The 25,366-nt window shown below is 67.2% G+C and carries 24 protein-coding genes; 12 read left to right on the forward strand and 12 right to left on the reverse strand.

Translation table 11 applies throughout. The annotated features are described in order from the left end of the window. Nucleotides 1-125: 125 nt before the first annotated feature. A complete protein-coding gene (locus G539_RS0108870) occupies nt 126-857 on the reverse strand; it encodes a FadR/GntR family transcriptional regulator (RefSeq protein WP_035830893.1) in 732 nt (243 codons plus the stop codon). A gap of 454 nt (nt 858-1,311) precedes the next feature. Between G539_RS0108870 and G539_RS0108875 the strand changes: the two genes are divergently transcribed. From G539_RS0108875 to G539_RS0108905, 7 genes are all read left to right on the forward strand, one after another. Further along, nucleotides 1,312-2,589: an extracellular solute-binding protein gene (locus tag G539_RS0108875; protein ID WP_029074881.1), complete on the forward strand. Its 1,278-nt coding sequence runs from the start codon at nt 1,312-1,314 to the stop codon at nt 2,587-2,589. Between the two features lie 73 nt (nt 2,590-2,662). Beyond that, nucleotides 2,663-3,535 (forward strand): carbohydrate ABC transporter permease, encoded by an 873-nt coding sequence (locus G539_RS0108880; protein ID WP_029074882.1) that lies wholly within the window; start codon nt 2,663-2,665, stop codon nt 3,533-3,535. After that, nucleotides 3,532-4,365: a carbohydrate ABC transporter permease gene (locus G539_RS0108885; RefSeq protein ID WP_051231238.1), complete on the forward strand. Its 834-nt coding sequence runs from the start codon at nt 3,532-3,534 to the stop codon at nt 4,363-4,365. The genes G539_RS0108880 and G539_RS0108885 overlap by 4 nt, the downstream gene beginning before the upstream one ends. Nucleotides 4,366-4,453: 88 nt before the next feature. Further along, nucleotides 4,454-5,977: an arabinosylfuranosidase ArfA gene (gene arfA, locus G539_RS0108890; RefSeq protein WP_210162810.1), complete on the forward strand. Its 1,524-nt coding sequence runs from the start codon at nt 4,454-4,456 to the stop codon at nt 5,975-5,977. A gap of 115 nt (nt 5,978-6,092) precedes the next feature. Then, entirely contained in the window at nt 6,093-6,836 is a 744-nt protein-coding gene (locus G539_RS0108895; RefSeq protein ID WP_029074885.1) for a heme ABC transporter permease, read from the forward strand. Further along, nucleotides 6,833-7,030, forward strand: a complete 198-nt coding sequence (gene ccmD / locus G539_RS0108900; protein WP_210162802.1) for a heme exporter protein CcmD — start codon at nt 6,833-6,835, stop codon at nt 7,028-7,030. The genes G539_RS0108895 and ccmD overlap by 4 nt, the downstream gene beginning before the upstream one ends. Nucleotides 7,031-7,037: 7 nt before the next feature. Continuing rightward, nucleotides 7,038-7,631 (forward strand): DsbE family thiol:disulfide interchange protein, encoded by a 594-nt coding sequence (locus G539_RS0108905; RefSeq protein ID WP_029074887.1) that lies wholly within the window; start codon nt 7,038-7,040, stop codon nt 7,629-7,631. A 299-nt stretch (nt 7,632-7,930) separates the two neighbouring features. Here the strand turns inward: G539_RS0108905 and G539_RS0108910 are convergent, their stop codons facing one another. The 4 genes from G539_RS0108910 to dapF all read right to left on the reverse strand — a co-directional run bounded on the left by G539_RS0108910 (nt 7,931) and on the right by dapF (nt 12,126). Then, nucleotides 7,931-8,575: a septation protein A gene (locus G539_RS0108910; protein ID WP_029074888.1), complete on the reverse strand. Its 645-nt coding sequence runs from the start codon at nt 8,573-8,575 to the stop codon at nt 7,931-7,933. A 75-nt stretch (nt 8,576-8,650) separates the two neighbouring features. Then, on the reverse strand, nt 8,651-9,976 hold the full coding sequence (gene ftsY / locus G539_RS0108915) for a signal recognition particle-docking protein FtsY (protein WP_029074889.1): 1,326 nt from the start codon (nt 9,974-9,976) through the stop codon (nt 8,651-8,653). A 3-nt stretch (nt 9,977-9,979) separates the two neighbouring features. Then, nucleotides 9,980-11,245, reverse strand: coding sequence for a tRNA (N(6)-L-threonylcarbamoyladenosine(37)-C(2))-methylthiotransferase MtaB (gene mtaB / locus G539_RS0108920; protein ID WP_029074890.1), 1,266 nt, complete (start codon nt 11,243-11,245; stop codon nt 9,980-9,982). After that, entirely contained in the window at nt 11,242-12,126 is an 885-nt protein-coding gene (dapF, locus tag G539_RS0108925; protein ID WP_029074891.1) for a diaminopimelate epimerase, read from the reverse strand. Before dapF ends, mtaB begins: the two co-directional genes overlap by 4 nt. Before the next feature lie 385 nt (nt 12,127-12,511). On the opposite strand from dapF, the gene pncB reads away from it, so the two are divergent. After that, nucleotides 12,512-13,828, forward strand: a complete 1,317-nt coding sequence (gene pncB, locus G539_RS0108930) for a nicotinate phosphoribosyltransferase (protein WP_029074892.1) — start codon at nt 12,512-12,514, stop codon at nt 13,826-13,828. 289 nt (nt 13,829-14,117) lie between these two features. Here the strand turns inward: pncB and G539_RS24210 are convergent, their stop codons facing one another. Beyond that, on the reverse strand, nt 14,118-15,467 hold the full coding sequence (locus G539_RS24210; RefSeq protein WP_084639901.1) for a glucoamylase family protein: 1,350 nt from the start codon (nt 15,465-15,467) through the stop codon (nt 14,118-14,120). Continuing rightward, nucleotides 15,421-17,292 carry an ABC transporter ATP-binding protein/permease gene (locus G539_RS24215; protein WP_051231239.1) on the reverse strand — a complete coding sequence of 624 codons (1,872 nt, stop codon included), beginning with the start codon at nt 17,290-17,292 and terminating at the stop codon, nt 15,421-15,423. The genes G539_RS24210 and G539_RS24215 overlap by 47 nt, the downstream gene beginning before the upstream one ends. Before the next feature lie 290 nt (nt 17,293-17,582). Here G539_RS24215 and glpK point away from each other — a divergent pair, with 290 nt between their 5' ends. Both glpK and G539_RS0108955 read left to right on the forward strand, forming a co-directional pair. Next, nucleotides 17,583-19,070, forward strand: coding sequence for a glycerol kinase GlpK (glpK, locus tag G539_RS0108950; protein ID WP_029074893.1), 1,488 nt, complete (start codon nt 17,583-17,585; stop codon nt 19,068-19,070). A gap of 36 nt (nt 19,071-19,106) precedes the next feature. Beyond that, on the forward strand, nt 19,107-19,376 hold the full coding sequence (locus G539_RS0108955) for a hypothetical protein (RefSeq protein WP_029074894.1): 270 nt from the start codon (nt 19,107-19,109) through the stop codon (nt 19,374-19,376). A 212-nt stretch (nt 19,377-19,588) separates the two neighbouring features. On the opposite strand, the gene G539_RS26615 is transcribed toward G539_RS0108955, so the two are convergent. Together G539_RS26615 and G539_RS0108965 are read right to left on the reverse strand one after the other, a co-directional pair. Beyond that, nucleotides 19,589-19,738, reverse strand: a complete 150-nt coding sequence (locus G539_RS26615) for a DUF1127 domain-containing protein (protein ID WP_084639903.1) — start codon at nt 19,736-19,738, stop codon at nt 19,589-19,591. A gap of 199 nt (nt 19,739-19,937) precedes the next feature. Then, a complete protein-coding gene (locus G539_RS0108965) occupies nt 19,938-20,570 on the reverse strand; it encodes a YoaK family protein (protein ID WP_029074895.1) in 633 nt (210 codons plus the stop codon). Between the two features lie 142 nt (nt 20,571-20,712). Between G539_RS0108965 and G539_RS26140 the strand changes: the two genes are divergently transcribed. Both G539_RS26140 and G539_RS0108975 read left to right on the forward strand, forming a co-directional pair. Further along, complete coding sequence (locus G539_RS26140; protein ID WP_156911918.1) at nt 20,713-22,032, forward strand: L,D-transpeptidase family protein; 1,320 nt, start codon at nt 20,713-20,715, stop codon at nt 22,030-22,032. Between the two features lie 120 nt (nt 22,033-22,152). Beyond that, on the forward strand, nt 22,153-22,551 hold the full coding sequence (locus G539_RS0108975) for a hypothetical protein (protein WP_029074896.1): 399 nt from the start codon (nt 22,153-22,155) through the stop codon (nt 22,549-22,551). A gap of 73 nt (nt 22,552-22,624) precedes the next feature. Here the strand turns inward: G539_RS0108975 and G539_RS0108980 are convergent, their stop codons facing one another. From G539_RS0108980 to G539_RS27700, 3 genes are all read right to left on the reverse strand, one after another. Beyond that, entirely contained in the window at nt 22,625-23,725 is a 1,101-nt protein-coding gene (locus tag G539_RS0108980; protein ID WP_029074897.1) for an AI-2E family transporter, read from the reverse strand. A gap of 76 nt (nt 23,726-23,801) precedes the next feature. Next, entirely contained in the window at nt 23,802-24,830 is a 1,029-nt protein-coding gene (locus G539_RS24225; RefSeq protein WP_084639904.1) for a YihY/virulence factor BrkB family protein, read from the reverse strand. An 87-nt stretch (nt 24,831-24,917) separates the two neighbouring features. After that, nucleotides 24,918-25,196, reverse strand: coding sequence for a porin (locus G539_RS27700; protein ID WP_084639948.1), 279 nt, complete (start codon nt 25,194-25,196; stop codon nt 24,918-24,920). Nucleotides 25,197-25,366: the final 170 nt, after the last annotated feature.

A 25,366-nucleotide genomic window follows, 5' to 3' on the forward strand; every position in this document is an offset into this window, starting at 1 on the left:
TCCCGCTCGAAACGATGTGGCTGTCGGCATTGCAGGATCCGACCGCGAACAGAACCTTGTTGATCCGCGCCTGCGCCGCAAGCTGGTCCGCGATGCGTTCGACCCGAACGGGTTCGAGGGCCGCGCTACTCCGCCGCGTCGACCGTCAGCGGCAGAAGCCGCTCGCGCGACGCCGCCAGCAGGCCCGTCATCGCCGCCGCCGCATCGTCCGGCCGGCGCGATACGATCGCCTGGCACACCGCCGCATGCAGCGCGATGTCCTCGGCCGGCTGCGTGGCGTTGCGCTGCAGCATCTCCGAAGACACCCGCAGCGCCGACTTCACCGCGCTGCCGATCGTCACAAACAGACCGTTATGCGACGCGTTCAGGATCGCCAGGTGGAAGCCCAGCGCCGATTCCGACGTCGCCTTGATCGGCAGCTTCTGATCATACGCCGACACCAGCTCGTCAAAATAATGCTCGATCTGCGCAAGGTCCTCCGACGTGCCGTCGCGGGCCGCAAGATACGAAGCGCGAGGCTCGAAGCACAGCCGCATCTCGAAGATGTCCTCGACGATCTTGTGGTCGAACTGCGCCTGCAGGCGCCAGGCGAGCACGTCGCGGTCGAGCAGGTTCCATTCGGCGAAGGGCAGGACCCGCGTACCAACCTTCGGGGACACCTCGATCAGCCGCTTGCCGGCGAGGCTCTTCACCGCCTCGCGGATCGTCGTGCGGCTGACGCCATAGGTCTGGCAGAGCTCGCTCTCGATCGGCAGCGAGGTTCCGGGCGCGAACTCGCCCGACACGATCCGGACGCCAATGTGATTGGCGACCTGCGCGCTCATCGTGCCGACCGATAGAAGCTCACGCTCCAGCATTACGCCCTCTCCCGCCAAGCTCGTTCCTTTACGCGGTTTCCGATGCGCTGGCCAAGTCCCCGCATGCGGCTGCGGCTCGCTTTCCGAACCGGGGACCCTTTCCGAAGCGGAAATGCGGCCCGAAAGTCGGATTGACAAAGCCTCGGATCAAAATCATGATCGATGCATATGATAATACCATTAGCGGTCTCTGGGGAGGGGCCACGGTGGGAAATCGTATGGGGCCGAAATCGGGGGAGATCCGGTAGCAGGCCAGAATCGGGATCGCGCACCGAGCGCGGCGTGAGCCGGCGGTGGCGGCGCGGATCTGTGGCGCCGGTCGGCGGCACGGGTTCGTGTCGGCCGGGCGATGCCGGAAGCGCCCGGCTTGGGCGGGCGAACGAGACGGAATGTCGCCGGAGGACAGGCCTTGTTGGGAGGCCTGAGGCGCGACGAAAAGCGGAGGAATCGCATGATGCGGAAGCTGATGACGAAGGCGCTCGCCACGGCGGCGCTGCTGGCCCTGACCGTTGGGGCGCAGGCCAAGGAAACCGTGGTCTGGTGGGACTTCCTGTCCGGCGGCGACGGCGTCCGGATGAAGGCACTGATCGACGAGTTCAACAAGACCAACCCGGATATCGAGATCCAGGCGACGACGCTCGAGTGGGGCGTGCCGTTCTATACCAAGGTCCAGACCTCCGCCGCCGTCGGCGAGGCCCCTGACGTCATGACCTATCACCTGTCGCGCCTGCCGCTCGGCGTCGATTCGGGCGTCTTGCGCGAGCTGTCTGCGGACGAGCTGAAGGCGGCCGGCATTGACGGCGCCAACTATGCGCCGGCCAACTGGAAGGCCGCCCAAGTCGACGGCAAGCAGTATGCCGTGCCCTTCGACATCCATTCGATCGTCCTCTACTACAACAAGGACGCGCTGAAGAAGGCCGACCTGCTCGGCGAGGACGGCAAGCCGAAGGGCCTCGACGGAATCGAGAATTTCGACGCCGCGCTGAAGAAGCTGAAGGATTCCGGCTCCGAATACGGCATGACGTTCCAGACCGCCGGTGACGGCGGCGTCTGGCGCATCTTCTACTCGCTCTTCAACCAGCAGGGCGGCGAGTTCTTCAAGGACGGCAAGTTCCTCGACGGCGACAATGTCGACAAGGCCGCCAAGGCCGCCGGCACGATGGCGAAGTGGGTCTCGGACGGCGTCGTGCCGAAGCAGACCGACTACAACCCATCGGTCGCGCTGTTCACCTCGGGCAAGGCCGCCACGATGATGAACGGCGTCTGGGAAGTGCCGACGATGGCCGACCTCGCCAAGCAGGGCAAGCTCGGCTTCGAGTGGGGCGCGGTGCAGATCCCGACGCTGTTCGACAAGCCGGCGACCTGGGCCGATTCGCACGCCTTCGCGATTCCGGACCGCAAGGGCAAGGAAATCTCGCCCGAGAAGCTCAAGGCCGTTCTTGCCGTTATCAAGTGGATGAACGAGCACTCGATCAGCTGGGCGAATGCCGGCCACATCCCGGCCTATCTGCCGGTCACCCAGACCGAGGCGTTCAAGACGATGGAGCCGAACGCGACCTATTCGTCGCTGGCCGCCACGGCGGTGTTCGATCCGTCCTCGAAGCTCGCCGGCGTCGCTTCGCCCGTCTATGAGGCGACCGCCAACAACATCACCACCACGGTGAACGGCGACATGGACCCGCAGGAAGGCGCCGAGGGTCTGCGCGACGAACTCCAGGGCCTCGTCGACTAAGTCGAGCGACTGCCGCTTCTCGACCCGGCCGGTTCGCCGGCCGGGTCATCCGTCTGACGCCCGGATGCCGCCCATGCAAAGCTCATCGCGCGAAAACTGGATCGCGGCCGCCTTCGTCGGCCCCTTCGTGATCGCCTATCTCGTCCTGTTCCTGTACCCGACCGTGCGGATGGTCATCCTCACCTTCACCGACGCTCCGCTGATCGGCGAGGGTGCGTGGGTCGGATTCAAGAACTATGTCAGGCTCTTCAACGACAAGGCCTATCTCAACGCCGTCTGGCACACTTTCTATTTCGTGCTCTTGACGGTGATCCCGAACACCTTGCTCGGCCTGGTCTTCGCGATGATGGTCAACCGCCAGAAGGGCTACATGCAGAGCCTGATCCTGGCGGCGTTCTTCCTGCCTTACATCCTGCCGGTCTCCGTGGTCTTCCGCATCTGGGAATGGATCATGGACTACCAGTTCGGCATCGCGCAGTACGCGTTCGACGCCGTCCTCGGCGAGCGGATCGCGGTGTTCCGCAACAAGTACTGGGTGATGCCCATGATCGCCTTCGTGACGATCTGGTGGACGATCGGCTTCAACGTGCTGTTGTTCATCGCCGGGCTGCGCAACATCTCGCAGGACATGTATGACGCGTCGGCCCTCGATGGCGCCGGCCGCTGGAAGCAGTTCCGCTACATCACCTGGCCGCTGATCTGGCCGGTCACGGCGCTCGTGCTGACGATCCAGCTGATCCTGCAATTGAAGATCTTCGACCAGCTCTACCTGCTGACGCTCGGCGGCAACGTCAACAACTCCATGGTGCTGGTGCAGTACATCTACAAGCAGGCCTTCCAGCTCAACAAGGGCGGCTATGGCGCGACGGTGGCGTTCTCGCTCTTCGTCATCATCGTCGTCGTGTCCGTGCTGCAGTACCAGGCTCTGAGGGCCAAACCCCGATGAACATCCAGAAGATCGATTTCGCGGGTAGGCTGTTCTCGCTGCTGACGCTGGCGCTGGCCATCATCTGGGCCTTCCCGCTCTACTGGGCCCTCGTCACGACGCTGAAGCCCGAGTTCGAGGTGGTCCAGCCGGGCTTGAACCTGCTTCCCAAGACCTGGACGCTCGAGGCCTACACCCATGTGCTGACGACCACCAAGATCGGCGTCTGGTATGTGAACTCGATCGTCGTCTCGCTGGTGGTGACGTTTCTGGTGGTGCTGATGGGCGCGCTTTGCGGCTATGCCCTGTCGCAACTGCGCTTCCGCGGCCGCACCCTGCTCTGGTTCACCGTGCTCGCCAGCTTCATGGTGCCGATCCAGGCCCTGATCGTCACCCATTTCGTGCTGATGAGCCAGTTCGGGCTGATCAATACGTGGCTCGGCATCGTCCTGCCGCAGCTGATCGTCCCGGTCGTCGTCATCGTCTACAAGCAGTTCTTCGACAGCGTGCCGAAGGACTTTCGCGAGGCGGCGCGTGTCGACGGTGCCAGCGAGCTCAACATCTTCCTGCGCGTCTACCTGCCGATGAACTGGGGCGTGACCACCGCGCTCGCGATCATCACCTTCATCGGCGCCTGGAACAGCTTCCTCTGGCCCTTCCTCGTGTCCACCTCCGAGGAGACGATGACGATCACGGTCGGCATCACCCAGGTGAAGGAGAATTTCGGCGTCCAGTACGCCCGCAATCTGGCCGCCGCGGTGCTCGCGGCGCTGCCCGTCGCCATCGCCTACCTGATCTTCCAGCGTCGCGTGACGCAGGCGATCATGCTGTCCGCCGGCATCAAGGGCTAGCGGCGCCGTTCACCGCCGCCGCCCGGCTCTGGCCGGCGGCGGCTCCCCCACGACCCTCCGAAGACCAATCCGAGAGCTTTCGTCCATGTTGAATGCCAAACTCATCGTCGACCGCGACTTCGTCGTCTCCGATCTCGACAGGCGCATGTTCGGCACCTTCGTCGAGCATATGGGCCGCTGCGTCTATGGCGGCATCTACGAGCCCGGCCATGCCACCGCCGACGAGGACGGCTTCCGTGGCGACGTGCTGGAGCTGACCAAGGAGCTCGGCACCACCATCGTCCGCTATCCGGGCGGCAATTTCCTGTCCGGCTACAATTGGGAAGACGGCGTCGGCCCGGCCGACAAGCGCCCCGTTCGCCGCGACCTCGCCTGGTTCTCGACCGAGACGAACCAGTTCGGCACCAATGAATTCATGAAGTGGGCCGCGAAGGCCGACATCGAGCCGATGTTCGGCGTCAATCTCGGCACCAAGGGCCCCGACGAGGCGCGCCAGTTCCTCGAATATTGCAACCACGAGGGCGGCTCGGCGCTGTCGGATCTCCGCAAGGAGCACGGCTACGAGAAGCCGCACGACATCAAGTTCTGGTGCCTCGGCAACGAGATGGATGGCCCCTGGCAGATCTGCCACAAGACGGCCGAGGAATATGGCCGCGTCGCGCTCGAAACCGCCAAGGTGATGCGCTGGGTCGATCCGACCATCCAGCTCGCCGCCTGCGGCTCGTCCCACCGCAACATGCCGACCTATGGCTCGTGGGAGTACCAGGTCCTCGATCATTGCTATGACGAGGTCGACTTCATCTCGCTGCACACCTACTTCAACAACCACGCGGATTCGACGGCCGAGTATTTCGGCGTCATCGAGCTGCTCGACGCCTTCATCAAGGAAGTGGCGGCGATCTGCGACGCGGTCGGCGCCAAGCGTCGCTCGCACAAGAAGATCATGCTGTCGCTGGACGAATGGAACGTCTGGTACAAGACCCACAAGATCGAGAACATGCGCGTGCCCGGCTGGCCGGAAGCGCCGAAGCTGATCGAGGAGGTCTACAACACCGAGGACGCGCTGATCGTCGGCGGTGCCCTGATCGCCATGCTCAACAATGCCGACCGCGTGAAGACCGCCTGCCTGGCGCAGCTCGTCAACGTCATCGGCCCGATCATGACCGAGACCGGCGGCGCCGCCTGGCGCCAGACGATCTTCCATCCCTTCGCGCTCGCCTCGAAGTACGGCCATGGCCGCGTGCTGAAGAGCGTGGCGGAGTCCGGCTCCTACAGCGCCAAGACCTTCCCGGAGATCCCGTATCTCTACGCCACGGTGATCGATAATCCGGCCGATGGCACGACGACCGTGATCGCGCTGAACCGCAGCCTGTCGGATTCGATGGAGGTCGAGGTCGAGCTGCGTGGCCTCGGCAAGGATCGCGAGCTGGTGCACGCGACGGAGCTGCACCATTCGAACCTCAAGGCCGTCAACACCAAGGACGCGCCGAATACGGTCGCGCCGAAGGAAAACAAGGACGTCAAGATCGACGGCGAGCGGATGACCATCCGCCTGAAGCCCGCCTCCTTCAACGTCATCACCACCAAGGCGACGCCGGCCGGCAACGCCTGATCGGCCTGCTCGGTCCCGAAATCGACGCCCGCATCCTCTCGATGCGGGCGTTTTCTTTTGGCGCGGCTCAATCGGTCGCGTTGCGAAGTTCACCACCTGACCCTATGACATCGGCATGGCCCTGCTCGACCTCGCCAATCCGACGCGCTTCATGTCGCTCACCGACCGTCTCCTGCCCTGGCTGTGGGCGGCGACGGCGATCGTGCTCGGCGCGGGGCTCTATCTCGCCTTCTTCGTCGCGCCCGCTGACTACCAGCAGGGCGAGACGGTCAAGATCATGTTCATCCATGTCCCGGCCGCGTGGCTCGCCATGTTCGGCTACGGCATGATGGCGGTGTCGGCGCTCGGCACGCTGGTCTGGCGCCATCCGCTCGCCGACGTCGCGGCCAAGGCGACGGCGCCGATCGGCGCCGCCTTTACGCTGGTGGCGCTGATCACCGGTTCGCTCTGGGGCAAGCCGATGTGGGGCACCTGGTGGGAGTGGGACGCGCGCCTGACCTCGGTGCTGATCCTGTTCCTGATGTATCTCGGCCTGATCGCGCTCTGGAACGCGATCGAGGATCCGAACAAGGCCGGCCGCGTCGCCGCCGTTCTGATCCTGGTCGGCTCGATCAACATCCCGATCATCAAGTTCTCGGTCGACTGGTGGAACACGCTGCACCAGCCGGCCAGCGTCTTCCGCATGGGCGGCTCGACCATCGCGCCGAGCATGCTCTATCCGCTGCTGATCTGCGCCGTCGGGGCGACGCTCCTGTTCCTGGCATTGAGCCTGATGGCGATGCGCAACGAGATCCTGCGCCGCCGTATCCGCGCGCTGCGCCTCGTCGCCGCCGCGAGCCCTGCGGGAGCCGCCGCATGATCGAAATGCTCGGGCCGCATGCCGGCTTCATCCTCGCCGCCTATGGCGTGACGATCGCGATCGTGCTGGCGCTCGTCGCCTGGATCCTGCTCGACGGTCGCACCCTGCGCCGCCAGCTCGCCGATCTCGAGACGCGCGGCATCCGCCGCCGTTCGGCGCGCAAGGCCGGCATCGACCGGACCGCGACGCCATGAGGACGCCATGAGCGAGACGAAGGTTCCTGGCGAAACGAAGCCGCCGCGCTCGATCGGGCGCCGCCTTGCCATTCTCGCGCCCGCCGCCATTTTCGCCGCGCTGGCCGTGATCTTCATCATCCGGCTGGAGCAGGGCGGCAATTCCTCGCTGATCCCGTCGGCCCTGATCGACCGGCCCGTGCCGGTCACCGTGCTGCCGCCGCTCGCCGGCCTCGACAGGCCGGGCATCGACAGCGCCGACTTCCTCGGCAAGGTGACGCTCGTCAACATCTGGGCGTCCTGGTGCGGCCCCTGCCGCGAGGAGCATCCCTTCCTCGAGCAGCTCGCGACCGACAAGCGCATCAACCTCGTCGGCATCAACTACAAGGACCAGCCGACCAATGCGCGGGCCTTCCTCGGCCAGCTGGGCAACCCCTACGCGGCCGTTGGCGTCGACGAGAAGGGCCGCAGCTCAATCGACTGGGGCGTCTATGGCGTGCCGGAGACCTTCGTCGTCGGGCGCGACGGCACCATCCGCTACAAGTTCGTCGGCCCGCTGAGCGCGGAAAGCCTCGAAAAGGTGATGATGCCCGAGATCGAGAAGGCGCTCGCCGGATCGTGATCGGGTTGCGTCCTGCAGCCTAAGGGCGCATTCGCAGGATCGCGTCGCCCCGGCGGAGGCCGGGGCCCATGAACACCCGGCCAGGCAATTCCGGCTCAGCCTTCAGGCCTACGGGCCGGTGGGTCTGGATCCCGGCCTTCGCCGGGATGACGACCGAGGGGTGGCACGGCCTGAGCCGCTCATCGACGGCGTGGGTCGCACTGCGTGCTTCGAGACCGCCCTTCGGGCCTCCTCAGCATGTTGAGAGCGATGTTGCGTGAAGGTCTGCTCAGGAAGACGTGAAGAGCAGTGCCCGCCCCTCAGCGGGTCGGCTGCGTGCCCGTCTCGTCTTCCGCAATCGTCGTGCGGGTGATCAGCGGCAGCTGGAACAGGGTGAACAGGAAGGTCAGCGGCATGATGCCGAACACCTTGAAGTTGACCCAGAGATCCGTCGCTGCCTTGGCGTCGGCCGTGTAGTAGGCGTCGGCGCCCTTCCAGACGACGATGTTCAGCACCGCCAGCGCCAGGAAGAACAGGCCCCAGCGGAAGGTGAGCTTGTGCCAGCCCTCATTGGTCAGCCGGAACACCGAGTCGAAGACATAGCCGAGCAGCGGCCGGCCGAAGGCGAGGCCGCCGAGCAGCACAGCGCCGAACAGCGTGTTGACGATGGTCGGCTTCAGCTTGATGAAGGTGTCGTCGTGCAGCCAGAGCGTCAGCCCGCCGAACACGACGACGACGATGCCGGTGACCAGCGGCATGATCGGCAGCTTGCGCGTCATCGCGTAGGAAACGGCGAGCGCCACCAGCGTGGCCCCCATGAACAGGCCCGTCGCCCAGTAGATGTCGGCGCGCGCATTGGCGAAGAAGAAGACGCCGAGCGGTCCGAGCTCCAGCGCCAGCTTGAGGAGCGGGTTGAGCTCCTTGCGGGCGGGGTCGTTGGGGGCGCGTTCGATTTCGATGGTCATGATCGGCTTTCGGTGCTGGTCGCCAACAGATAGGGCCCATAAGGCGGCTGATCTATGGCGTCGGTCACGCGATCGTCACGCCGCGATACCGGCGATGGCACGGGCGAAGTCGTCTGCGGCGAACGGTTCGAGGTCGTCGATGCCCTCGCCGACGCCGATGAAGTGGATCGGCAAGCCGTATTTGGCGGCGATGGCGACGAGGATGCCGCCGCGCGCCGTGCCGTCGAGCTTGGTCATCACGAGCCCGGTGACGCCGGCGACGCGGCCGAAGATCTCGACCTGCTGCAGCGCGTTCTGGCCGGTGGTGGCGTCGAGCGTCAGGAGCACGCTGTGCGGCGCGGTCGGGTCCTGCTTCTTGATGACGCGAATGACCTTCTCGAGCTCCGCCATCAGCTCGGTGCGGTTCTGCAGGCGGCCGGCGGTGTCGATCATCAGCACGTCGGTGCCGTTCGCCTGCGCGTCCTTGAGCGCGTCGAAGGCGAGGCCGGCGGCGTCGGCGCCGATCGAGCGCGCCACGACGGCGGAGCCGGTGCGCTGGCCCCAGATCTTCAATTGTTCCACCGCCGCGGCGCGGAACGTGTCGCCGGCGGCGAGCATCACCTTTCGGCCCTCGGCGCTGAGCTTGGCGGCGAGCTTGCCGATCGTCGTCGTCTTGCCGGTGCCGTTGACGCCGACGACGAGCACGACATGCGGCTTGCGGGCGGGATCGATGGTGAGCGGCTTCGCCACCGGCGCAAGGACCTTGGTGACCTCCTCGGCGAGGATCGCCTTGACCTCGTCGCCGTCGATCTCCTTGCCGAAGCGGCCCTTCTTCAGCGCCTCGATGATCGCCGATGACGTCGTCAGGCCGAGATCTGCCTGGATCAGCACGTCCTCGAACTCTTCCAGCGTGTCGGCATCGAGCTTGCGCTTGGTGAAGACCGAGACGATGCCGTCCGAGATCGCGTTGGACGAGCGCGACAGGCCGGCCTTGAGGCGCTGGAACCAGTTCTGCTTCGGCGCCGGCTCGGGGGCAGGGGCGGGCGCGGAAGGCGCGGCGAAGAATCCGGTCGGGCGCGGCGCGCTGACGGGCGCCGGGATTGGCGCGGGCGCGGGTTCGACGACCGGCTCGGCCGGCGCAGGAGCGACAGCGACTTCCGGCTCGGCCGGCGTCGGCCCGGGCTCGGGTTCGACCTCGACCACCGGGGCAGCCGGCGCGACGGGCTCCGGCGCTTCGGCGGGGGCGTCGACGACGGTCGCCGGGCTCGCGGGCTCGACGACGGCCAGCTCAGGCTCGGCGGCGACCGGTTCGGGCGCCGGGGCCTGCGCCGGCTCCGGCGCGACAGCCTCTTCGGCTTCCGCCGGCTTCGGGGTGTTGCCGCCGAACCAGCGACGGAACAGGCCCTTCTTTTCTTCTGCCATGGTTCAGGCGGCCTCTGCGAGTGGGGTGGCGAGGAGGCCCGAAGCGGTCCGTCCAACGATGTGGGCCGGAACGATCGTTCCGGCCGCGAGTCCCGGCATGGAGACCGGGGTGAAATGCTCGGTGCGGCCGACGCCGCCCTTTTCCATCAGCACGCGCCGGGTGGTGCCGATCTCGCGCGCGAGATGCGCCTCGAGCGTCGCCTTGCCCTTTTCGCGCAGGCGCGCGGCGCGGGCCTTGATGGTCGCGTGGTCGAGCTGCGGCATGCGCGCGGCCGGCGTGCCGGGGCGCGGCGAGAACGGGAAGACATGCAGATGCGTCAGCCCGCACTCATCGACGAGGGCGAGCGAATTCTCGAACATCGCCTCGGTCTCGGTCGGGAAACCGGCGATGATGTCGGCGCCGAAGACGATGTCGGGCCGGAGCCGCCGGGCCTCGGCGCAGAAGCGGATGGCATCGGCGCGGCCGTGCCGGCGCTTCATCCGCTTCAGGATCATGTCGTCGCCGGCCTGCAGCGACAGGTGCAGATGCGGCATCAGCCGCTCGTCCTCGGCGATCGCCCGCATCAGCGCATCGTCTACCTCGATCGTGTCGATCGAGGAGAGTCTTAGACGCGGCAGTTCCGGAACCAGTTTCAGGATCGTCGCGACCAGCGTGCCGAGCGTCGGCTTGCCCGGCAGGTCGGCGCCATAGGCGGTCATGTCGACGCCGGTCAGCACGATCTCGGCATGGCCGGTCTCGACGAGCTGGCGGATCTGCTCGACGATGGCGCCCATCGGCACCGAGCGGGAAGGGCCGCGGCCATAGGGGATGATGCAGAAGGTGCAGCGATGGTCGCAGCCGTTCTGCACCTGGACGAAGGAGCGCGTATGCCCGTCCATGCCGCCGACGAGGTGTCCGGCGGTCTCGCGCACGTCCATGATGTCGGCGACCTTGACGCGCTCATGCTCGGCGATGGCAAGTCCGAGCGGGCGGTAGGCGGCGGCGGTCAGCTTTTCCTCGTTGCCGAGGATGAGGTCGACCTCGGCCATCGCCGCGAAAGTGTCGGGGTCCGTCTGAGCGGCGCAGCCGGAGACGACGATCTTGACGTCCGGCCGCTCGCGGCGGGTCCGGCGGATCGTCTGCCGCGCCTGGCGTACCGCTTCGGCGGTCACGGCACAGGTGTTGATGATCACCGCGTCGGCAAGCCCTGCCTCCGCCGCTTTCGTCCGCATTACCTCGGTCTCGAGCGTGTTCAGGCGGCAGCCGAAGGTGATCGTCTCGATCGTCATGCGCGGCGGGCAACCGTGTCCGGTGCGACCTCGATCCGGATGTCGTCGCCGAGGCGGATGACGCCTTCGTGCTCGAATTCGGCTGCGCCGGTCATCCAGATGTGGTTGTCGGGTCGCCATTCGATGTTGAGCACGCCGCCGGGCAGGCGGACGTCGACGGTGCGGCCGGTCTTGCCGAGCCGGGCGGCCGAGACGGCCGTGGCGCAGGCGGCGGTGCCGCAGGCGAGCGTCAGGCCGGCGCCGCGCTCCCAGACGCGCAGCGTGATCGAGCGGTCGGAGGTGACTTCGGCGATCGAGATGTTGGCGCGCTCCGGGAAGATCGGGTCGTGTTCGAGGATCGGGCCGATGCGGCCGAGATCGATCGCCGCGACGTCGTCGACCCAGTAGATCACGTGCGGATTGCCGATGCTGGCGGCGGACGGACGCGACAGGATCGGCGCGTCGACCGGGCCGAAGCTCAGATCGATGGCGGTCGTGTCCTCGAACGGGATCGCGAGCGGGATGTCGGCCCAGCCGAAGCGCGGCTCGCCCATGTCGACGGTGATGGCGTCGGCATTTTCGACGCGCACGTCGAGCAGGTCGGCGGAGGTCTCAAGCTTCAGCGCGTCGCGGCCGCTCTCGCGGTTCAGCACGAGCGCGACACAGCGCGTGCCGTTGCCGCAGGCGCCGGCCAGCGAGCCGTCGGTGTTGAAGATCGTCATGAAGGCGTCAGTGCCGGCGGTCCTCGGCGACTCGATCACCATCAGCTGGTCGAATTCCGTGCGCGGATCCTCGGCGAGGGCGCGCGCCTGCGCGGCGTTCAGCCGCGTCTCGGCGCCGCGCATGTCGAGCACGGTGATCCGGTTGCCGATGCCGTTCATCTTGGCGAAGGGGGCGTTCATGACGTTCCGTTCATCACGCGGCGGGCCATGTCGGCGGCTCGCTCTTTCGGCGCATATATGGCGGAAAGATCAGAGAAATTCCATACTGCCGCGCGGTTTCCGGCATGGGCGCGCAGGCAGGCGCCGGTCGCGGGCCCGATCGAGCCCGGCGACCAGCCGCGGCTCGCATCGCCGGCAGTGAAAAACAGGCCGCAAAACAGGGGGGAAGTGACGTAAACTGCCAGCCGGTAACGGCTTCTCTGCACAGCCGACTTGCGGGCGGACGCAGGGGCTGCTTCATTGGCGGGCCACGTTGCAAGGATTTCGCCCGCCTCTCGACCGCCCCGTCATCCGATCGCCCGTATGAGGGCCGAGACCGGGCCCGTCTTCCGCTACGGACATTCACATGTCGCTCGATATCGCCACCCGCGTGTACAACCACGGCTTTCGCATCGACCCGATCGTGCGGACGCTGCTCGACACGGACTTCTACAAGTTCCTGATGTTGCAGCTGATCCGCGCCAGGTCGCCGGACGTGCGGGCGACCTTCGGGCTGATCAACCGCACCAAGTCGGTGCGGCTCGGCGAGGTGATCGACGAGCAGGAGCTGCGCGACCAGCTCGACCATGCGCGGACACTGCGCTTCCAGAAGAACGAGCTGATCTGGCTGGCCGGCAATACGTTCTATGGCGTGAAGCAGATCTTCAAGCCGGACTTCCTCGACTGGCTGGAAGGCTTCCAGCTGCCGGAATACGAGCTACGGCGCACCGAGGACGGGCAATACGAGCTGCTCTTCGAGGGGCTCTGGTCCGAGACGACGCTCTGGGAGATCCCGGCGCTCGCCATCGTCAGCGAGCTGCGCGCCCGCGCCGCGATGAAGGGCATGAGCCGGTTCGAGCTCGACGTCCTCTACGCCAAGGCCAAGGCCAAGCTCTGGGGCAAGATCGAGCGGCTGCGCCTGCTGGCGCAGGAGGGACCGCTCAAGGTCTCGGATTTCGGCACCCGTCGCCGCCATGGCTATCTCTGGCAGAAATGGTGCGTCGAGGCGTTGCAGGAGGGTCTCGGCGAGAACTTCGTCGGCACCTCCAACGTCAAGATGGCGATGGCGGCCGGGCTCGAGGCGGTCGGCACCAACGCGCATGAGCTGCCGATGGTCTATGCGGCGCTGGCCGAGGGCGACGAGGCGCTGCGCGACGCGCCCTACCAGGTGCTGCGCGACTGGCAGGAGATGTATGACGGCAATCTGCTCGTCATGCTGCCGGACACCTATGGCACGACGCAGTTCCTGCGCAACGCGCCCGACTGGGTGTTGAACTGGAAGGGCCTGCGCCCGGATTCGAAGCCGCCGATCGAGGGCGCCGAGGAGGCGATCGCCTGGTGGCAGCTGCATGGCTGCGACCCGCGCGAAAAACTGATCGTTCTGTCGGACGGCATGGACATCGACACGATCGAGGAGGCGGCGCGCCATTTCCGCGGCCGGGTCAACCTGTCGATCGGCTGGGGCACCAACGTCACCAATGATTTCCGCGATTGCGCGCCGGACGGCAAGAATGATCGCCTGCAGGCGATCTCGCTGGTCTGCAAGGTTGTCTCGGCCAATGGCCGGCCGGCGGTCAAGCTCTCCGACAACGCCAACAAGGCGACGGGGCCGGCCGAGGAGATCGCCCGCTACCGCCGCGTCTTCGGCCACCAGGACCTGATGGCGCAGCCGCTTCTGGTCTGAACGAAGGGAGGCACCCGAGCGGGTGTCGAAGACGCCTTCCGTCTGAATGACTACGGCGCGTGTGCTTCGCCTCTCCCCGAGGGAGTAGACCGACGGCCGTGTCCGGAGTGGCCCAGTCATTCGATACATTGGCTCCGACCGAGCCCCCCGCTCGCCGTCATCCCGGGCTTGACCCGGGATCCATTCGGCCGGGTTGTCGGTCGGTCGAACCTCCCGAGGCGCGGCTGTATGGATCCCCGCCTGCGCGGGGATGACGGGGAGGGGTATGGCCGCTGAAGCCGCTTACCTTCTACGCCACTGGCGCCCCCAACAGATGCGGGCTCTTGAAATCGAGCCTCTGGAGGCCGCGCCGGATCTCGGGGTCGCGCATGACGAGGTCCCAGACGAGGCCGCTGCGGTGGTTCTCGATCATCACGACCTGCGGGCCCTGGTCGATGGCGAGGTGGGTCTTCGCCGTCCAGTTCGCGCTGTCGCTGAAGGCGTCGAAGAAGCCGTATTCGCCGAACAGCTGGTCGCCGCGATCGTCGTGAAAGTGGCGGAGCACCGGCATGATCAGCTCCGGCGCATAGGGCAGGCTGGAAATGGCGGCCGTCGGCGCGATGACGCCGCGGTCGTTGTCCGGAGAATGGGCCGAATAGCCCTCGGGCCCGTCGCTCGCCGTCAGCCCCCAGCTCTTCGGACCGTAGCCCTCGAAGCCGCCGGGATTGGCGATGCAGTGCGCCCGGTTCAGCCGGGTATGGGCGACGTTCTGGGCCCAGTAGTCGGCATAGCGGTCGGCCAGGCCGCGCGGATCGAGCCCCAGGAACGAGTAGTGCGCGAAGAACAGGGGGCCGCCGCCATCGGGGCCGAGCGGCAGCAGGATGCCGCGCTGCGGGCGACGATTGTCGAAGGTCCGGCCCTGGGCGAAGCCGTTGTGGTAGGCGGCCGGGCGGATCGAATGTTCTTCGGCGCCCGCCGCCAGCACATAGGCGATCAGGCACTCGTTCCAGCCGCGCAGCTCGAGGTTCATGGCGAAGCCGTTGTTGGGGCTCCAGTGCCAGGTCAGCACGTCGCGGCCGTCGCGGGTGAACCAGTCCCATTCGACCGCGCGCCGCATCTGTTCGATCCGGCCGCGCAGCCAGGGTTCCTTGCCGTCGGCGCGATCGAAGAAGTGCTGCGCCGCGATCAGGCCCTGGATCCAGAGCGCCGTCTCGACCAGGTCGGCGCCATCGTCCTTGCGGCTGAAGCGCACCGTCGCGCCGGTCGCGCCATGCATGAAATGCGGGAAGGCGCCGTGATAGCTCGGCGCCCGCTCCAGGAAGCCGATCATCCGGTGCAGCCGGTCGACCGCCTCGTCGCGCGCGATCCAGCCGCGCGCCACGCCGACGACGATCGCCATGACGCCGAAGCCGGAGCCGCCGAGCGTGACGACGTCGTCATTGCCGAGGGTGCGGTCGCGGGCGAGGCCGCTCGTCGGATGGCCGAAATCCCAGAAATAGCGCAGCGTCCGGCGCTGGACGCGATCGAGCAGGTCCGCGTCGGAGAGGCGCGCGGCCGGCCGGGGGGCCTCGCCGGCGGCCTGCGTCGTCGCGCCCTTCTCGCGCGCGGACGCGCTAATTCGCCTCGGCGATGCCTGCCGCGTCGGTGTTCTGGTTGTCATCCGCTGCCGCTCGCTTGCTGTCCGCTGGTTCCGCGGCTTCCGTCCGGGCCGCCGCCGCTTCTGGTTCCGCGCCGGAATCGTCGAGGACGAGATTCACGGTGCGCGTATAGAAATCCGTCGCCGAGGCCCGGCTCGAGACCGTGACGAGCCCCGCCTTCGCCAGCTCGTCTCGCAGGATCGAGGTGAAGATGGCGCGCTGGTCCTCGTCCATTCCGTCGATGGTCTGCTCGGTGAAGATCCATTGCGGCTTCAGCAGCAGTAGCCGGGCGAGCGTCAGCCGCACCTCGTCGTCATAGGAGATCTCCTTGGCCCAGCGTGCGCGGCGATCGAGCGAGGCGCCGAGCCGCGGCAGGCCGACCCGCTTCAACGAGGCCGTCAGCTCGTCTTCGCTGAAGGCGGTGGACGCGAGCGGATAGGTGAGGGCGGCGCGCAGCGAGCCGTCGGGCACATAGGGCCGTTCCGGCATGAACATCACCTTGGCGCGCGGCGGCAGGCTGATCTTGCCGGCGCCCCAGGGCCAGAGGCCGGCGAGCGCCGAGAACAGCGCGCCATGGGCGGAATCGGTTCGGTCGACGATCAGCACGCGGTCGCCGGGCGAAACCTCGACGAGCGGCGCGTCGAGGCGGGCGCGCTCGCCCATCCACGTTACCGCGACGTTGTCGAGCTCGAGATGGCCGAGCGGCTCGAGGTCGTATTCGATCCGCTCGCCGCTGTCGCGCGGCTGCTCCAGCGTGGTCAGCGCCTCGCGGAAGCTCATGACGCGGGCCAAAGTGGCGCGCCAGTCGGCGATGGCGCTGAAATTATCGACGAACCAGCGCAGGCAGTTCTGCACCTGGTTGAAGGCGCCGACCACCATCATCAGCTCGCCGAAGGAGAGTTTGCCGCCGAAATAGCCGGGAGCCGCGATGACGATCGGCGCGACGATGCCGATCCAGCCATAGCCGGCCGTCACCCAGGTGAGGCGCGCCACCGCGTTGACGAAGCGGCGCATGACGTCGAGCACGCGGTCGAGCTCTTCGTTGAGGCGCTTCTTCTCGTCGGTCTCGCCGGCGTTCAGCACGATGCCGCTGGCGTTCTCGCTGACCTGGACGAGCGCGAAGCGGAGGTCGGCCTCGCGCGCATAGCGCTCGACGCCGAGGCCGATCAGCGGCCGGCCGACGCGCCAGCTGACCCAGGATCCGGTCATGGCGAAGACCAGCGCGCACCACACCATGTAGCCGGGGATGACGAAGCTGTAGCCGCCGAGCGTCAGCACCACGCCGCTCGACAGCACCCAGAGCACGCCGACGAAGCTGAACAGCAGCAAGGTCGACTGGAACAGGCCGATGCCGAGCCCGGTCGAGAGCTCGGCCAGATGCTTGGCGTCCTCGTGCACGCGCTGGTCGGGGTTGATGCCGATCTCGCCGGCATCGCCCAGCATGACCAGGCGGCGCGGCGCCAGCCATTGCTCGATCAGGTCGCGCGTCAGCCATTTGCGCGTCTGCTGCGTGATCATCTGGGCCAGCCAGGTCTGCGCTACGTTGAGCGCGAGCAGGATGCTGGCGATGCCGCCGAAGATCATCAGATAGTAGAGGAAGGACGAGACGTTCTTGGTCTCGATGGCGTTGTAGAACGGCTTGTTCCAGGCGTTCAGCACCACCTGCATGCCCGACGTCGCGATGATGACGCCGATGATCGAGACGGTCAGCAGGATGAAATTTCGGCGGCCGGACGAGTTCCACAACGCGGCGATGAAGGCGCTGAACTGCTGCACGAGCGCTGCGAAGGATTCTCTCGTGCCGAACTCGATTTCCGATTCGGCCGCGTCATCGGGTCTTTCCGTCATCGCCTCGATTATCCGGCTTCGACGACGACAAGCATATCAACCGGCCGGTCAAAGTTCCGCATCATTCCATCCGCATCCGTCTCGCGCATCCTTTCCCGATCCAACTGTTGCAGATCGACATCAAGTCAAGGCGGCGGCTCCCTCGCGCTCGGAGCGGCGAATCGTTAGCATCGTTTCGAAAACGGGTTCCGGACGTGTTCTTGCGATGGCCCGCTGGCGCGTCACCTGGGTGGCGGCAAGCGGCGGGTCGCGCGCTCAGATCGGCCCGCAGGCAGTTCGGGGAGGACCCAATGAGCAGTTTCATCCTGGCGATCGACCAGGGCACGACGTCGACGCGCGCGATCGTCTTCGACGGCCACTACCAGGTCTGCGGCGTCGGCCAGCAGGAGTTCCCGCAGCATTTTCCCCGTTCCGGCTGGGTCGAGCACGACCCGGAGGACATCTGGCGCACGGTGCAGGAGACGATCCGCTTCGCGCTCGCCAACGCCAATCTGGCGCTGACCGACATCGCCGCGATCGGCATCACCAACCAGCGCGAGACGACGATCGTCTGGGACCGCGCGACGGGCCGGGCGATCCACAACGCCATCGTCTGGCAGGATCGCCGCACGGCGGATCTCTGTGCCGAGCTGAAGGCGGCCGGCGCCGAACCGGGGCTGACCGAGAAGACGGGCCTGCTGCTCGATCCCTACTTCTCCGGCACCAAGATCGCCTGGATCCTCGACCATGTCGAAGACGCGCGGGCGCGGGCGGAGCGGGGCGAGCTGGCTTTCGGTACGGTCGACAGCTTCCTGCTCTGGCGGCTGACGGGCGGGCGCGTGCATGCGACCGACGCCACCAACGCCGCGCGCACGCTGCTCTTCAACATCCGCACCGGCGAATGGGATCGCGACCTGCTCGAACTGCTTCGCGTGCCGGAGGCGGTCTTGCCCGAGGTCCGCGATTCCGCCGCCGATTTCGGAGTCACGGACGAATCCGTGGTTGGCGCGGCGATCCGCATCGCCGGCATCGCCGGCGACCAGCATGCCGCGGCGCTCGGCCAGGCCTGCTTCAAGCCGGGCATGCTGAAATCGACCTATGGCACCGGCTGTTTCGCCCTGCTCAACACCGGCGCGGACTTCGTGCCGTCGCAGAACCGGCTGCTGACGACGATCGCCTACCGGCTCGACGGCAAGACGACCTATGCGCTCGAGGGCTCGATCTTCGTCGCCGGCGCGGCGATCCAGTGGCTGCGCGATGGGCTGCGCCTGCTCGATCGGGCCGACCAGTCCGGGCCGATGGCCGAGGCGGCGGATCCGCATCAGGAGGTCTATCTGGTTCCCGCCTTCACCGGGCTCGGCGCGCCGTGGTGGGACGCGGAGGCGCGCGGCGCCCTGTTCGGCCTGACCCGCGCCACCGGCCCGAACGAGTTCGTGCGCGCGGCGCTCGAATCGGTCTGCTTCCAGACGCGCGACCTGCTCGACGCGATGCGGCGCGACTGGGCGCAGGCTGGCGAGACGGTGCTCCGGGTCGATGGCGGCATGGTGGCGAGCGACTGGACCATGCAGCGCCTGGCCGACATTCTCGACGCGCCGGTCGACCGGCCGGTGGTGCTGGAGACGACGGCGCTGGGCGCGGCGTGGCTGGCTGGCCGGCAGGCCGGCGTCTGGCCGGCCGAGGACGGTTTCGCGGCGAGCTGGCGGCTCAATCGCAAGTTCCTGCCCGCCATGACCGCGGCGACGCGCGAGGCCAAGCTCGCCGGCTGGCGCGACGCGGTGCGGCGGACGCTGACGCACTAGGTCCGCACCAGGTTCGCACTTGGGCGGCGGTGACTGATGTCACTGCCGCCGTCGCGCGGCGGGGCGTATGCTGCGGCGATCGGTCAGGAGGTCGCCATGCCCCACGGGATCGCAGCCATCGTCGTCGCCATTACAGCGGTCTTCGTCGCCGGCGAGGCCGGCGCCGAGCGCGCGCAGACGCCGCCGCAATGCCGGAAGTCGGATCGCTGCACGCCGCCGGGCGGCGAAACCGATGACAAGGCCGGCCAGCCGGGCGGCAAGGCGCGGCACGACACCGTCAAGAACTCGATCGGGAATGTGCGATAGCGCGGCGCGAAAGCGGCCGGCGCGATGACGATCGGGTGCGGCCGCGACGCATGACGTCTACGTCAGCGGAAATTTGGGCAAAGAAAAAGGCCCGTCGGGGAGGAGGTCGACGGGCCTTCTAGTTGATGGCACCGCGCGAGGGAGGAGGTTCGCGGGTGCCTAATCGCAGGGAACGAGGGAGGAGGTTCGTTCCCCAACGAACTCGGAATTTCTCAGTATCCAGCGGCCTGCTTGGCGATCGCCTTGATGTCGGCGCGGTTGATGCCCAGATCGCGGAGCTCACGGTTGTCGAGGCGCGACAATTCGCTGCGGGTCTCGCGATACTTCATCCAGGTCTTGTAGGAGGCAACGAGGCTGACCATCGTCTGTTCCTTTCCACGCCGGTCATCGGACTTATCAGCGGCGCCGGATTTCTCTGTCGCCGTTCTGATGAGCTGAATTTAGTCGGCGTCCGCAGGAATGAGCAGTGCGAAAAAACTCATGCCTGCCCTGCGCTGGATGCAGAGCAGCATTCGACCCTAACGTCATGGTGCGATGCACAAAAACGAGCTGACGTTCACGTCAGCTGCGCTTGTGCGAGGCGATCGCGAGGCTGGCGGTGATGGCGCAGGCGAACCACAGCCCCGGCAGGCCGATGGCGCCATAGGTGACGGCGCCGAGCAGGGCGCCGAAGCAGAGCGACGCCCAGAGCAGCAGCACCGGCAGGAAGGCCCAGCGATCGCCGCCGCGCAGCGCCGACGCCAGGCGGTGGCCGACCTTGACCAGCGCGCCGGTGACATAGGTCAGCCCGATGCCGGGCACGCCGTTCTTCTGGAACACAGCGTTCTCGACGCCCATCGCCAGCGCCATGGCGACCGTGCCGATCACGGCGATGCTGAAATGGCCTGCCAGCGCGGCGATGGCGAGCAGCGCCGTTTCCGTCCACAGGATGGCGGCGCGGCGGCTGCGCTGGCCCTCGTTGCCGATCAGCGCGCCGAGGGTGGCGCCGCCGACGAAGACGGCGATGATGCCGACGATCTCGGCCGCGCGGTACCAGTCCGCCATGGCGACATCGACGCCCAGGCGGGTCGTGTTGCCGCTCATGAACGAGACGAACAGGCCGCCGAGATGGCGGAAGCCCATGGCGTCGACAAAGCCTGCGGTGCCGGCCAGCACATAGGCGAGCGCCTTCTGACGATGGGTATAGTCCTTCATGCGGTCGATCCGGAAACGAGGGCCGCGGGCAAGCCGATGCTCGCCATGCGGGAGGCGGTGAAGGATTGTTAACCCTGTTTTCCTAAAATTCGGTCAATGACAGTCGCCTGATGCCGCGTCGTTTCTGGCATGGAGTCCCGCCTTGTTGGTCGTCCTTTCCCGCATGATGCTGACGTCGTCGCTGGTCGTGCTCTGCACCGCCGCGCCAGTCCTCGCGCAGCAATGGCGCGAGCAGCCGGACTACGGCTACGAGCCGTCGCCGGCCTATGACCAGCGCGGCTACTATCCCGAGCCGCAGGCCTATGAGCGGCCGCAGCCCTATTCGCGCGATCCCTATGAGGTGCCGCCGCCGGCCGGCTATGCGCAGCCCCAGGCCGCGCCGGCGCCGGTCGCGTCCACGCCCGCCCCCGCCGCGACCGTGGCCCGCCGCGCGCCGGTCGCGCCGCTTCCGGCCGATTTCATCGAGCAGGTCAATTCGGCGCCGCATGGCGCCCTGCCGGCGAAGACCGACAAGCCCGATCCCGTCATCGTCATGCTGCAGGTGCTGCTCGACCGCGCCCATGTCTCGCCGGGCGTCATCGATGGCCGCCAGGGCGGCAACCTGACCAAGGCGATCTCGGCGTTGCAGTCGATGCACAATCTGCCGGCGACCGGAAAGCTCGGGCCCGACATCTGGGATATCCTGCAATCCGTCGCCGACCGTCCGGTGATGACGGACTACACCATCACCGCCAAGGACGTGGCCGGACCGTTCGTGCCGGACATGCCGAAGGACTATGCCGAGATGGCGAAGCTGCCGGCGCTGTCCTACCGCGACCCGGTCGAGGCGCTGGCCGAGCGCTTCCACATGGACGAGACCTTCCTGCGCCGCCTGAACCCGGAAGCCGACTTCAACCAGCCCGGCACGATCATCGCCGTCGTCGATGTCGGCGCCAACGCCAAGGCCAAGGTCGCGCATCTGGTGGCGGATGCGAGCACCCGGCAGCTGCTCGGTTACAACGAGAACTGGGACGTCGTCGTCGCCTATCCGGCGACGATCGGCAGCGCCGCCCTGCCGTCTCCATCCGGCATCCACGCGGTCAAGGCGGTCGCCGAGAATCCCGACTACTGGTACCGGCCGCAGGTCAATTTCCAGCAGGGCGACAACACCAAGGCGCTGCGCCTGCCGGGCGGGCCGAACAATCCCGTCGGCACGGTCTGGATCGGCCTCGACAAGCCGACCTATGGCATTCACGGCTCGCCAGAGCCGAGCAAGATCGACAAGACCAACAGCCATGGCTGCCTGCGCCTGACCAACTGGGATGCGCAGGAGCTGGTGAAGCTGGTGAAGGTCGGGGTCGATGTCGAGTTCGTCGACCAGACGCCGACCGCCTCGGTCGCGCCGGCCGCTCCCGCCGCGCCGCGACCCGCGCCCTACCAGGCGGCCGACGGCTATCAGGAGATGCCGCCGGCGCTGCGCTGACGCGGGTCGATCGGGCGGCGCGGCCACACCGCGCCGCAAAATCCACCCCTGCCGGCCGCCGGGCTTGAAGCCGGCCGCGACCTCTTGATAGCTATCCCGATCATTTCCCGAGGATTCCGCATGAACCGTTCCGCACTGACGCTGGCCCTGGCCGCCTTTTCCGCCGCGATCGCCCTCGGCCCGAGCGCCGGCCTCGCCAAGACCAAGGCGGCGGCGCCGGCCGGCGATCCCGCCTGCAAGCAGACGCGTTGGGACCTGAAGGGCGCCGGCGCCAAGACGATCGTCGATGGCAGCGTCGACCGCGTCTGGCGCGTTTCGATCGGCGGCGTGCCGCCCAAGGCGTCGGTGGTGCTCGAATACACCCGCAGCAACGGCACCAAGGGCGAGGTCGGCATGCCGTCCGGCTACGCCACGCTGGTCGAGGGCTCGTCGGTCCGCATGATCCTGCAGTCGCCGGGCTTCGCCAGCGGCGTCGCGGTCGCGGGCACGATCAACGCCCAGTGCGGCAAGGCGCGCTAAGGCGCAACCGCCCGAACGGATCGGTTTCGGCCCGGCGCCCGCATGGACGCCGGGCCTTTTTCTTGAGGTGGGCCTAGCCTTCCAGGAAATGCCCGAGCGGGTTGAGCGGGCGGACGCCGTCGCAGATGATCTTGGCGATGGCGAGCATCGGTACGGCGAGGATCGCGCCGGGAACGCCCCACATCCAGAACCAGAAGATCAGCGAGATGATCACCAGAACGGGGTTCAGCGTGAACCGCCGCGCCAGCAGCATCGGCGTGATCGCCTCGCCCTCGAGGATGTGGATCAGCAGGTAGAGGCCGGCCGGCAGCAGCGCCTGCCAGAGCGGGTCGATGGTGAGCAGGCCGGCGAGCAGGAACAGCACCACGCCGGCGAGCGGTCCCATGATCGGCACGTAGTTGAGCAGGAAGGCGACCGTGCCCCAGAGCACGGGATCGCCGAGGCCGCAGGCCCACATCACGAGGCCAGTGGCGACGCCGACGGCGAGGTTCATCAGCGTGATCGTCACCAGATAGGCCGAGACGTTCTCCTCGACCTGCTGCGACAGCTCGACGACTCGGCGCTTGTCGCTGAAGCTCGGCACGATCTCGACCATCCGCCGCAGGAAGGTGTCGCCCGAGACGAGCAGGAAGAACAGGATCAGGATCGTCTCGAAGAAGCCGCTGGCGAAATGCTGCGTGCCCTTCATCAGCGTTTCCGCCAGCGTCGGCCCCGAGGCGCCGCCGCTGGCGCCGGCCACGCCGTCGAACTGGTGCAGGAATTTCTGCAGCGCGCCGATCGGCTGGCTCAGGAAGCGCAGCCGCTCCTCCAGCCGCTGCACGCCGCCGGGAAGCTTCTCCGCCCAGGCCGTCGCCGGCCCCGACAGGGCCGCGCCGACGCCGACGATGAAGCCGAACACGGCGAAGATCAGCAGCAGCGCCGCGAGGCTGCGCGGCACCCGCAGGCGCTCCAGCAGCCGCATGCCGGGCTGGAACAGGAGCTTCAGGATGATCGCCAGGATGATCGGCAGGATGATGCTGGCGGCGACATAGCAGACCACCAGCACCGCGATCGCCAGCAGGCAGGCCTGGATCACCAGCTTCGGGTCGGAGGCGAGGGGCCCCCGCATGGTCTCGGGCGGTTCCAGCGCCTCGGTCTCGGTGGTGGGGATCTCGATGCGGAGGGGATCGGCCATGGGCGATATCGCTTTCTGCGTCTGGCGTTCCATCGAAACGCCGGCCACGCGATTTCGTTGCCTCGTGCGCGGACGGTCAGTCGACCAAGGGACCGATCGAATCGGCGACGCTGGCGCCGCGCTTGCCGAGCGGCTTCGCCGGCCCGGTGGTGGAGTCGCGCGCGGTCTGATGCTCCATCTCGGCGTTCAGCTCGGCGCCGATCAGGATCACCGTCGCCGACAACCAGATCCAGGTCATGAAGCCGATGATCGCGCCGAGCGCGCCATAGTTTCGGTTGTAGCTGCCGAAGCTCGACACATACCAGGAGAAGCTGATCGAGGTGATGATCCAGAGGATCGCCGCGACCGTGCTGCCCCAGGTCACCCAGCGCCATTTCGGCTGCGCCCGGCAGGGGCCGAAGCGGTAGAGGATGGCGAGCGCGATCCAGACGAAGAAGCCGAGCACCGGCCAGCGCAGCCACTTGATCCAGGTTTCCGAGGTACTGCCGACCTCGAGGACCTGGAAGGCGATCGGCACGGCGACGATGAACACGATCGCGCCCATCCCGGCCGCGATTCCGAGGAAGGTGAAGATCAGGCTCTCGACGTTCAAGGCGATGAAGCTGCGCGTCTCGCGCTCGCCATAGGCGACGTTGAGGCCGTCGATCGTCGCCTTGATGCCGGCATTGGCGCTCCAGAGCGCGAACAGGAAGGAAAGCGCGAAGCTGAAGCTCAACGTGCCGCTCGAGGCCTTCACCGCCAGGTTGACCTGGTCGGCGATCAGTTCGAAGGCGCCGGCGGGCAATACGAAGGCGAGGCCGGAAAGATGGTTGTTGATGGTCGAACTGTCGGCGATCAGCCCGTACAGCGTGACCATGGCGCTGAGGCCGGGGAACAGCGCCAGCAGGCAGAAGAAGGCCATGCCGCCGGCCAGCGACAGGACGCGGTCCTCGAGCGAACTCTCGAACACGCGCCAGAGGATGTCGCGCCAGCCGCGCGCCGGAATGTCGGCCGGGGCGTCGGCGAGCCGGCCCCTGCCGGGTTCGGCGCGCTCGATCGCCTGCTCGACGAGGTGCGGAGGCAAGCTGCCGTCCAGGAGTTCGGGGGGAAGTTTCGCGGTCGCCATCGGCCCTGTCTTCGTCTCGATGTCCAGCGGGGCTGGTGGTTTCCCGGCCTCGGGAGGAAGCCCGTGGCGCGTCGCGCCGCCCGGCGGCTATTTGCCGGAGCCGGGCCGGGTGCTCAAGCCGCTGGTTCCCCCGAAGGACGTGCCGAACTTAACATAGCCGCCGATCTTCAGGCAGGCGCCGGTCGCCGGGGAGTAGGTGAATCCCTCGCCGAACGCGTCGCACATCCGGGCATAGACGGCATCGTCCGCCGTTTCCGGCTCGAGCTGGCGCGAATCCGGCGCGGCCTTGTCCTTGCCGGCGACCGGAGGCGGATCCAGCCGGAGCGCGTCGGCTTGGGCAGGGACGGTCGCGATCAGGCCGATCATGGCGGCCACCGCCAGTCCCGGCCGGGCTCTGCCCGCGATCGTCCTCCCGTTTGCTCGCATCCGGAAACTCCCTGTCAACGACGTGTCGCGGCTATGATAGCGGAGCCGGGCCCCGCATGTCATGGCGCGCAAGCGCTTTCCCGCCAGCCAATGTTCCGGCGGGCCGCATC

This window comes from Kaistia adipata DSM 17808 (genome assembly GCF_000423225.1).
Classification (GTDB): Bacteria; Pseudomonadota; Alphaproteobacteria; order Rhizobiales; family Kaistiaceae; genus Kaistia; species Kaistia adipata.

Excerpts from the sequence above, each read along its gene's own strand:
- G539_RS0108880 (WP_029074882.1), top strand. The coding sequence starts at position 2,663 with ATGCAAAGCTCATCGCGCGAAAACTGGATCGCGGCCGCCTTCGTCGGC.
- mtaB (WP_029074890.1), bottom strand. The coding sequence starts at position 11,245 with ATGACGATCGAGACGATCACCTTCGGCTGCCGCCTGAACACGCTCGAG.
- glpK (WP_029074893.1), top strand. The coding sequence starts at position 17,583 with ATGAGCAGTTTCATCCTGGCGATCGACCAGGGCACGACGTCGACGCGC.
- pncB (WP_029074892.1), top strand. The coding sequence starts at position 12,512 with ATGTCGCTCGATATCGCCACCCGCGTGTACAACCACGGCTTTCGCATC.
- ccmD (WP_210162802.1), top strand. The coding sequence starts at position 6,833 with ATGATCGAAATGCTCGGGCCGCATGCCGGCTTCATCCTCGCCGCCTAT.
- G539_RS0108905 (WP_029074887.1), top strand. The coding sequence starts at position 7,038 with ATGAGCGAGACGAAGGTTCCTGGCGAAACGAAGCCGCCGCGCTCGATC.
- G539_RS26615 (WP_084639903.1), bottom strand. The coding sequence starts at position 19,738 with ATGGTCAGCCTCGTTGCCTCCTACAAGACCTGGATGAAGTATCGCGAG.
- G539_RS24210 (WP_084639901.1), bottom strand. The coding sequence starts at position 15,467 with ATGACAACCAGAACACCGACGCGGCAGGCATCGCCGAGGCGAATTAGC.
- G539_RS0108910 (WP_029074888.1), bottom strand. The coding sequence starts at position 8,575 with ATGACCATCGAAATCGAACGCGCCCCCAACGACCCCGCCCGCAAGGAG.
- G539_RS27700 (WP_084639948.1), bottom strand. The coding sequence starts at position 25,196 with ATGATCGGCCTGATCGCGACCGTCCCTGCCCAAGCCGACGCGCTCCGG.
- dapF (WP_029074891.1), bottom strand. The coding sequence starts at position 12,126 with ATGAACGCCCCCTTCGCCAAGATGAACGGCATCGGCAACCGGATCACC.
- G539_RS0108895 (WP_029074885.1), top strand. The coding sequence starts at position 6,093 with ATGGCCCTGCTCGACCTCGCCAATCCGACGCGCTTCATGTCGCTCACC.
- ftsY (WP_029074889.1), bottom strand. The coding sequence starts at position 9,976 with ATGGCAGAAGAAAAGAAGGGCCTGTTCCGTCGCTGGTTCGGCGGCAAC.
- G539_RS0108875 (WP_029074881.1), top strand. The coding sequence starts at position 1,312 with ATGCGGAAGCTGATGACGAAGGCGCTCGCCACGGCGGCGCTGCTGGCC.
- G539_RS0108955 (WP_029074894.1), top strand. The coding sequence starts at position 19,107 with ATGTCACTGCCGCCGTCGCGCGGCGGGGCGTATGCTGCGGCGATCGGT.
- G539_RS24215 (WP_051231239.1), bottom strand. The coding sequence starts at position 17,292 with ATGACGGAAAGACCCGATGACGCGGCCGAATCGGAAATCGAGTTCGGC.
- G539_RS0108885 (WP_051231238.1), top strand. The coding sequence starts at position 3,532 with ATGAACATCCAGAAGATCGATTTCGCGGGTAGGCTGTTCTCGCTGCTG.
- G539_RS0108870 (WP_035830893.1), bottom strand. The coding sequence starts at position 857 with ATGCTGGAGCGTGAGCTTCTATCGGTCGGCACGATGAGCGCGCAGGTC.
- G539_RS0108980 (WP_029074897.1), bottom strand. The coding sequence starts at position 23,725 with ATGGCCGATCCCCTCCGCATCGAGATCCCCACCACCGAGACCGAGGCG.
- G539_RS0108975 (WP_029074896.1), top strand. The coding sequence starts at position 22,153 with ATGAACCGTTCCGCACTGACGCTGGCCCTGGCCGCCTTTTCCGCCGCG.
- G539_RS0108965 (WP_029074895.1), bottom strand. The coding sequence starts at position 20,570 with ATGAAGGACTATACCCATCGTCAGAAGGCGCTCGCCTATGTGCTGGCC.
- G539_RS24225 (WP_084639904.1), bottom strand. The coding sequence starts at position 24,830 with ATGGCGACCGCGAAACTTCCCCCCGAACTCCTGGACGGCAGCTTGCCT.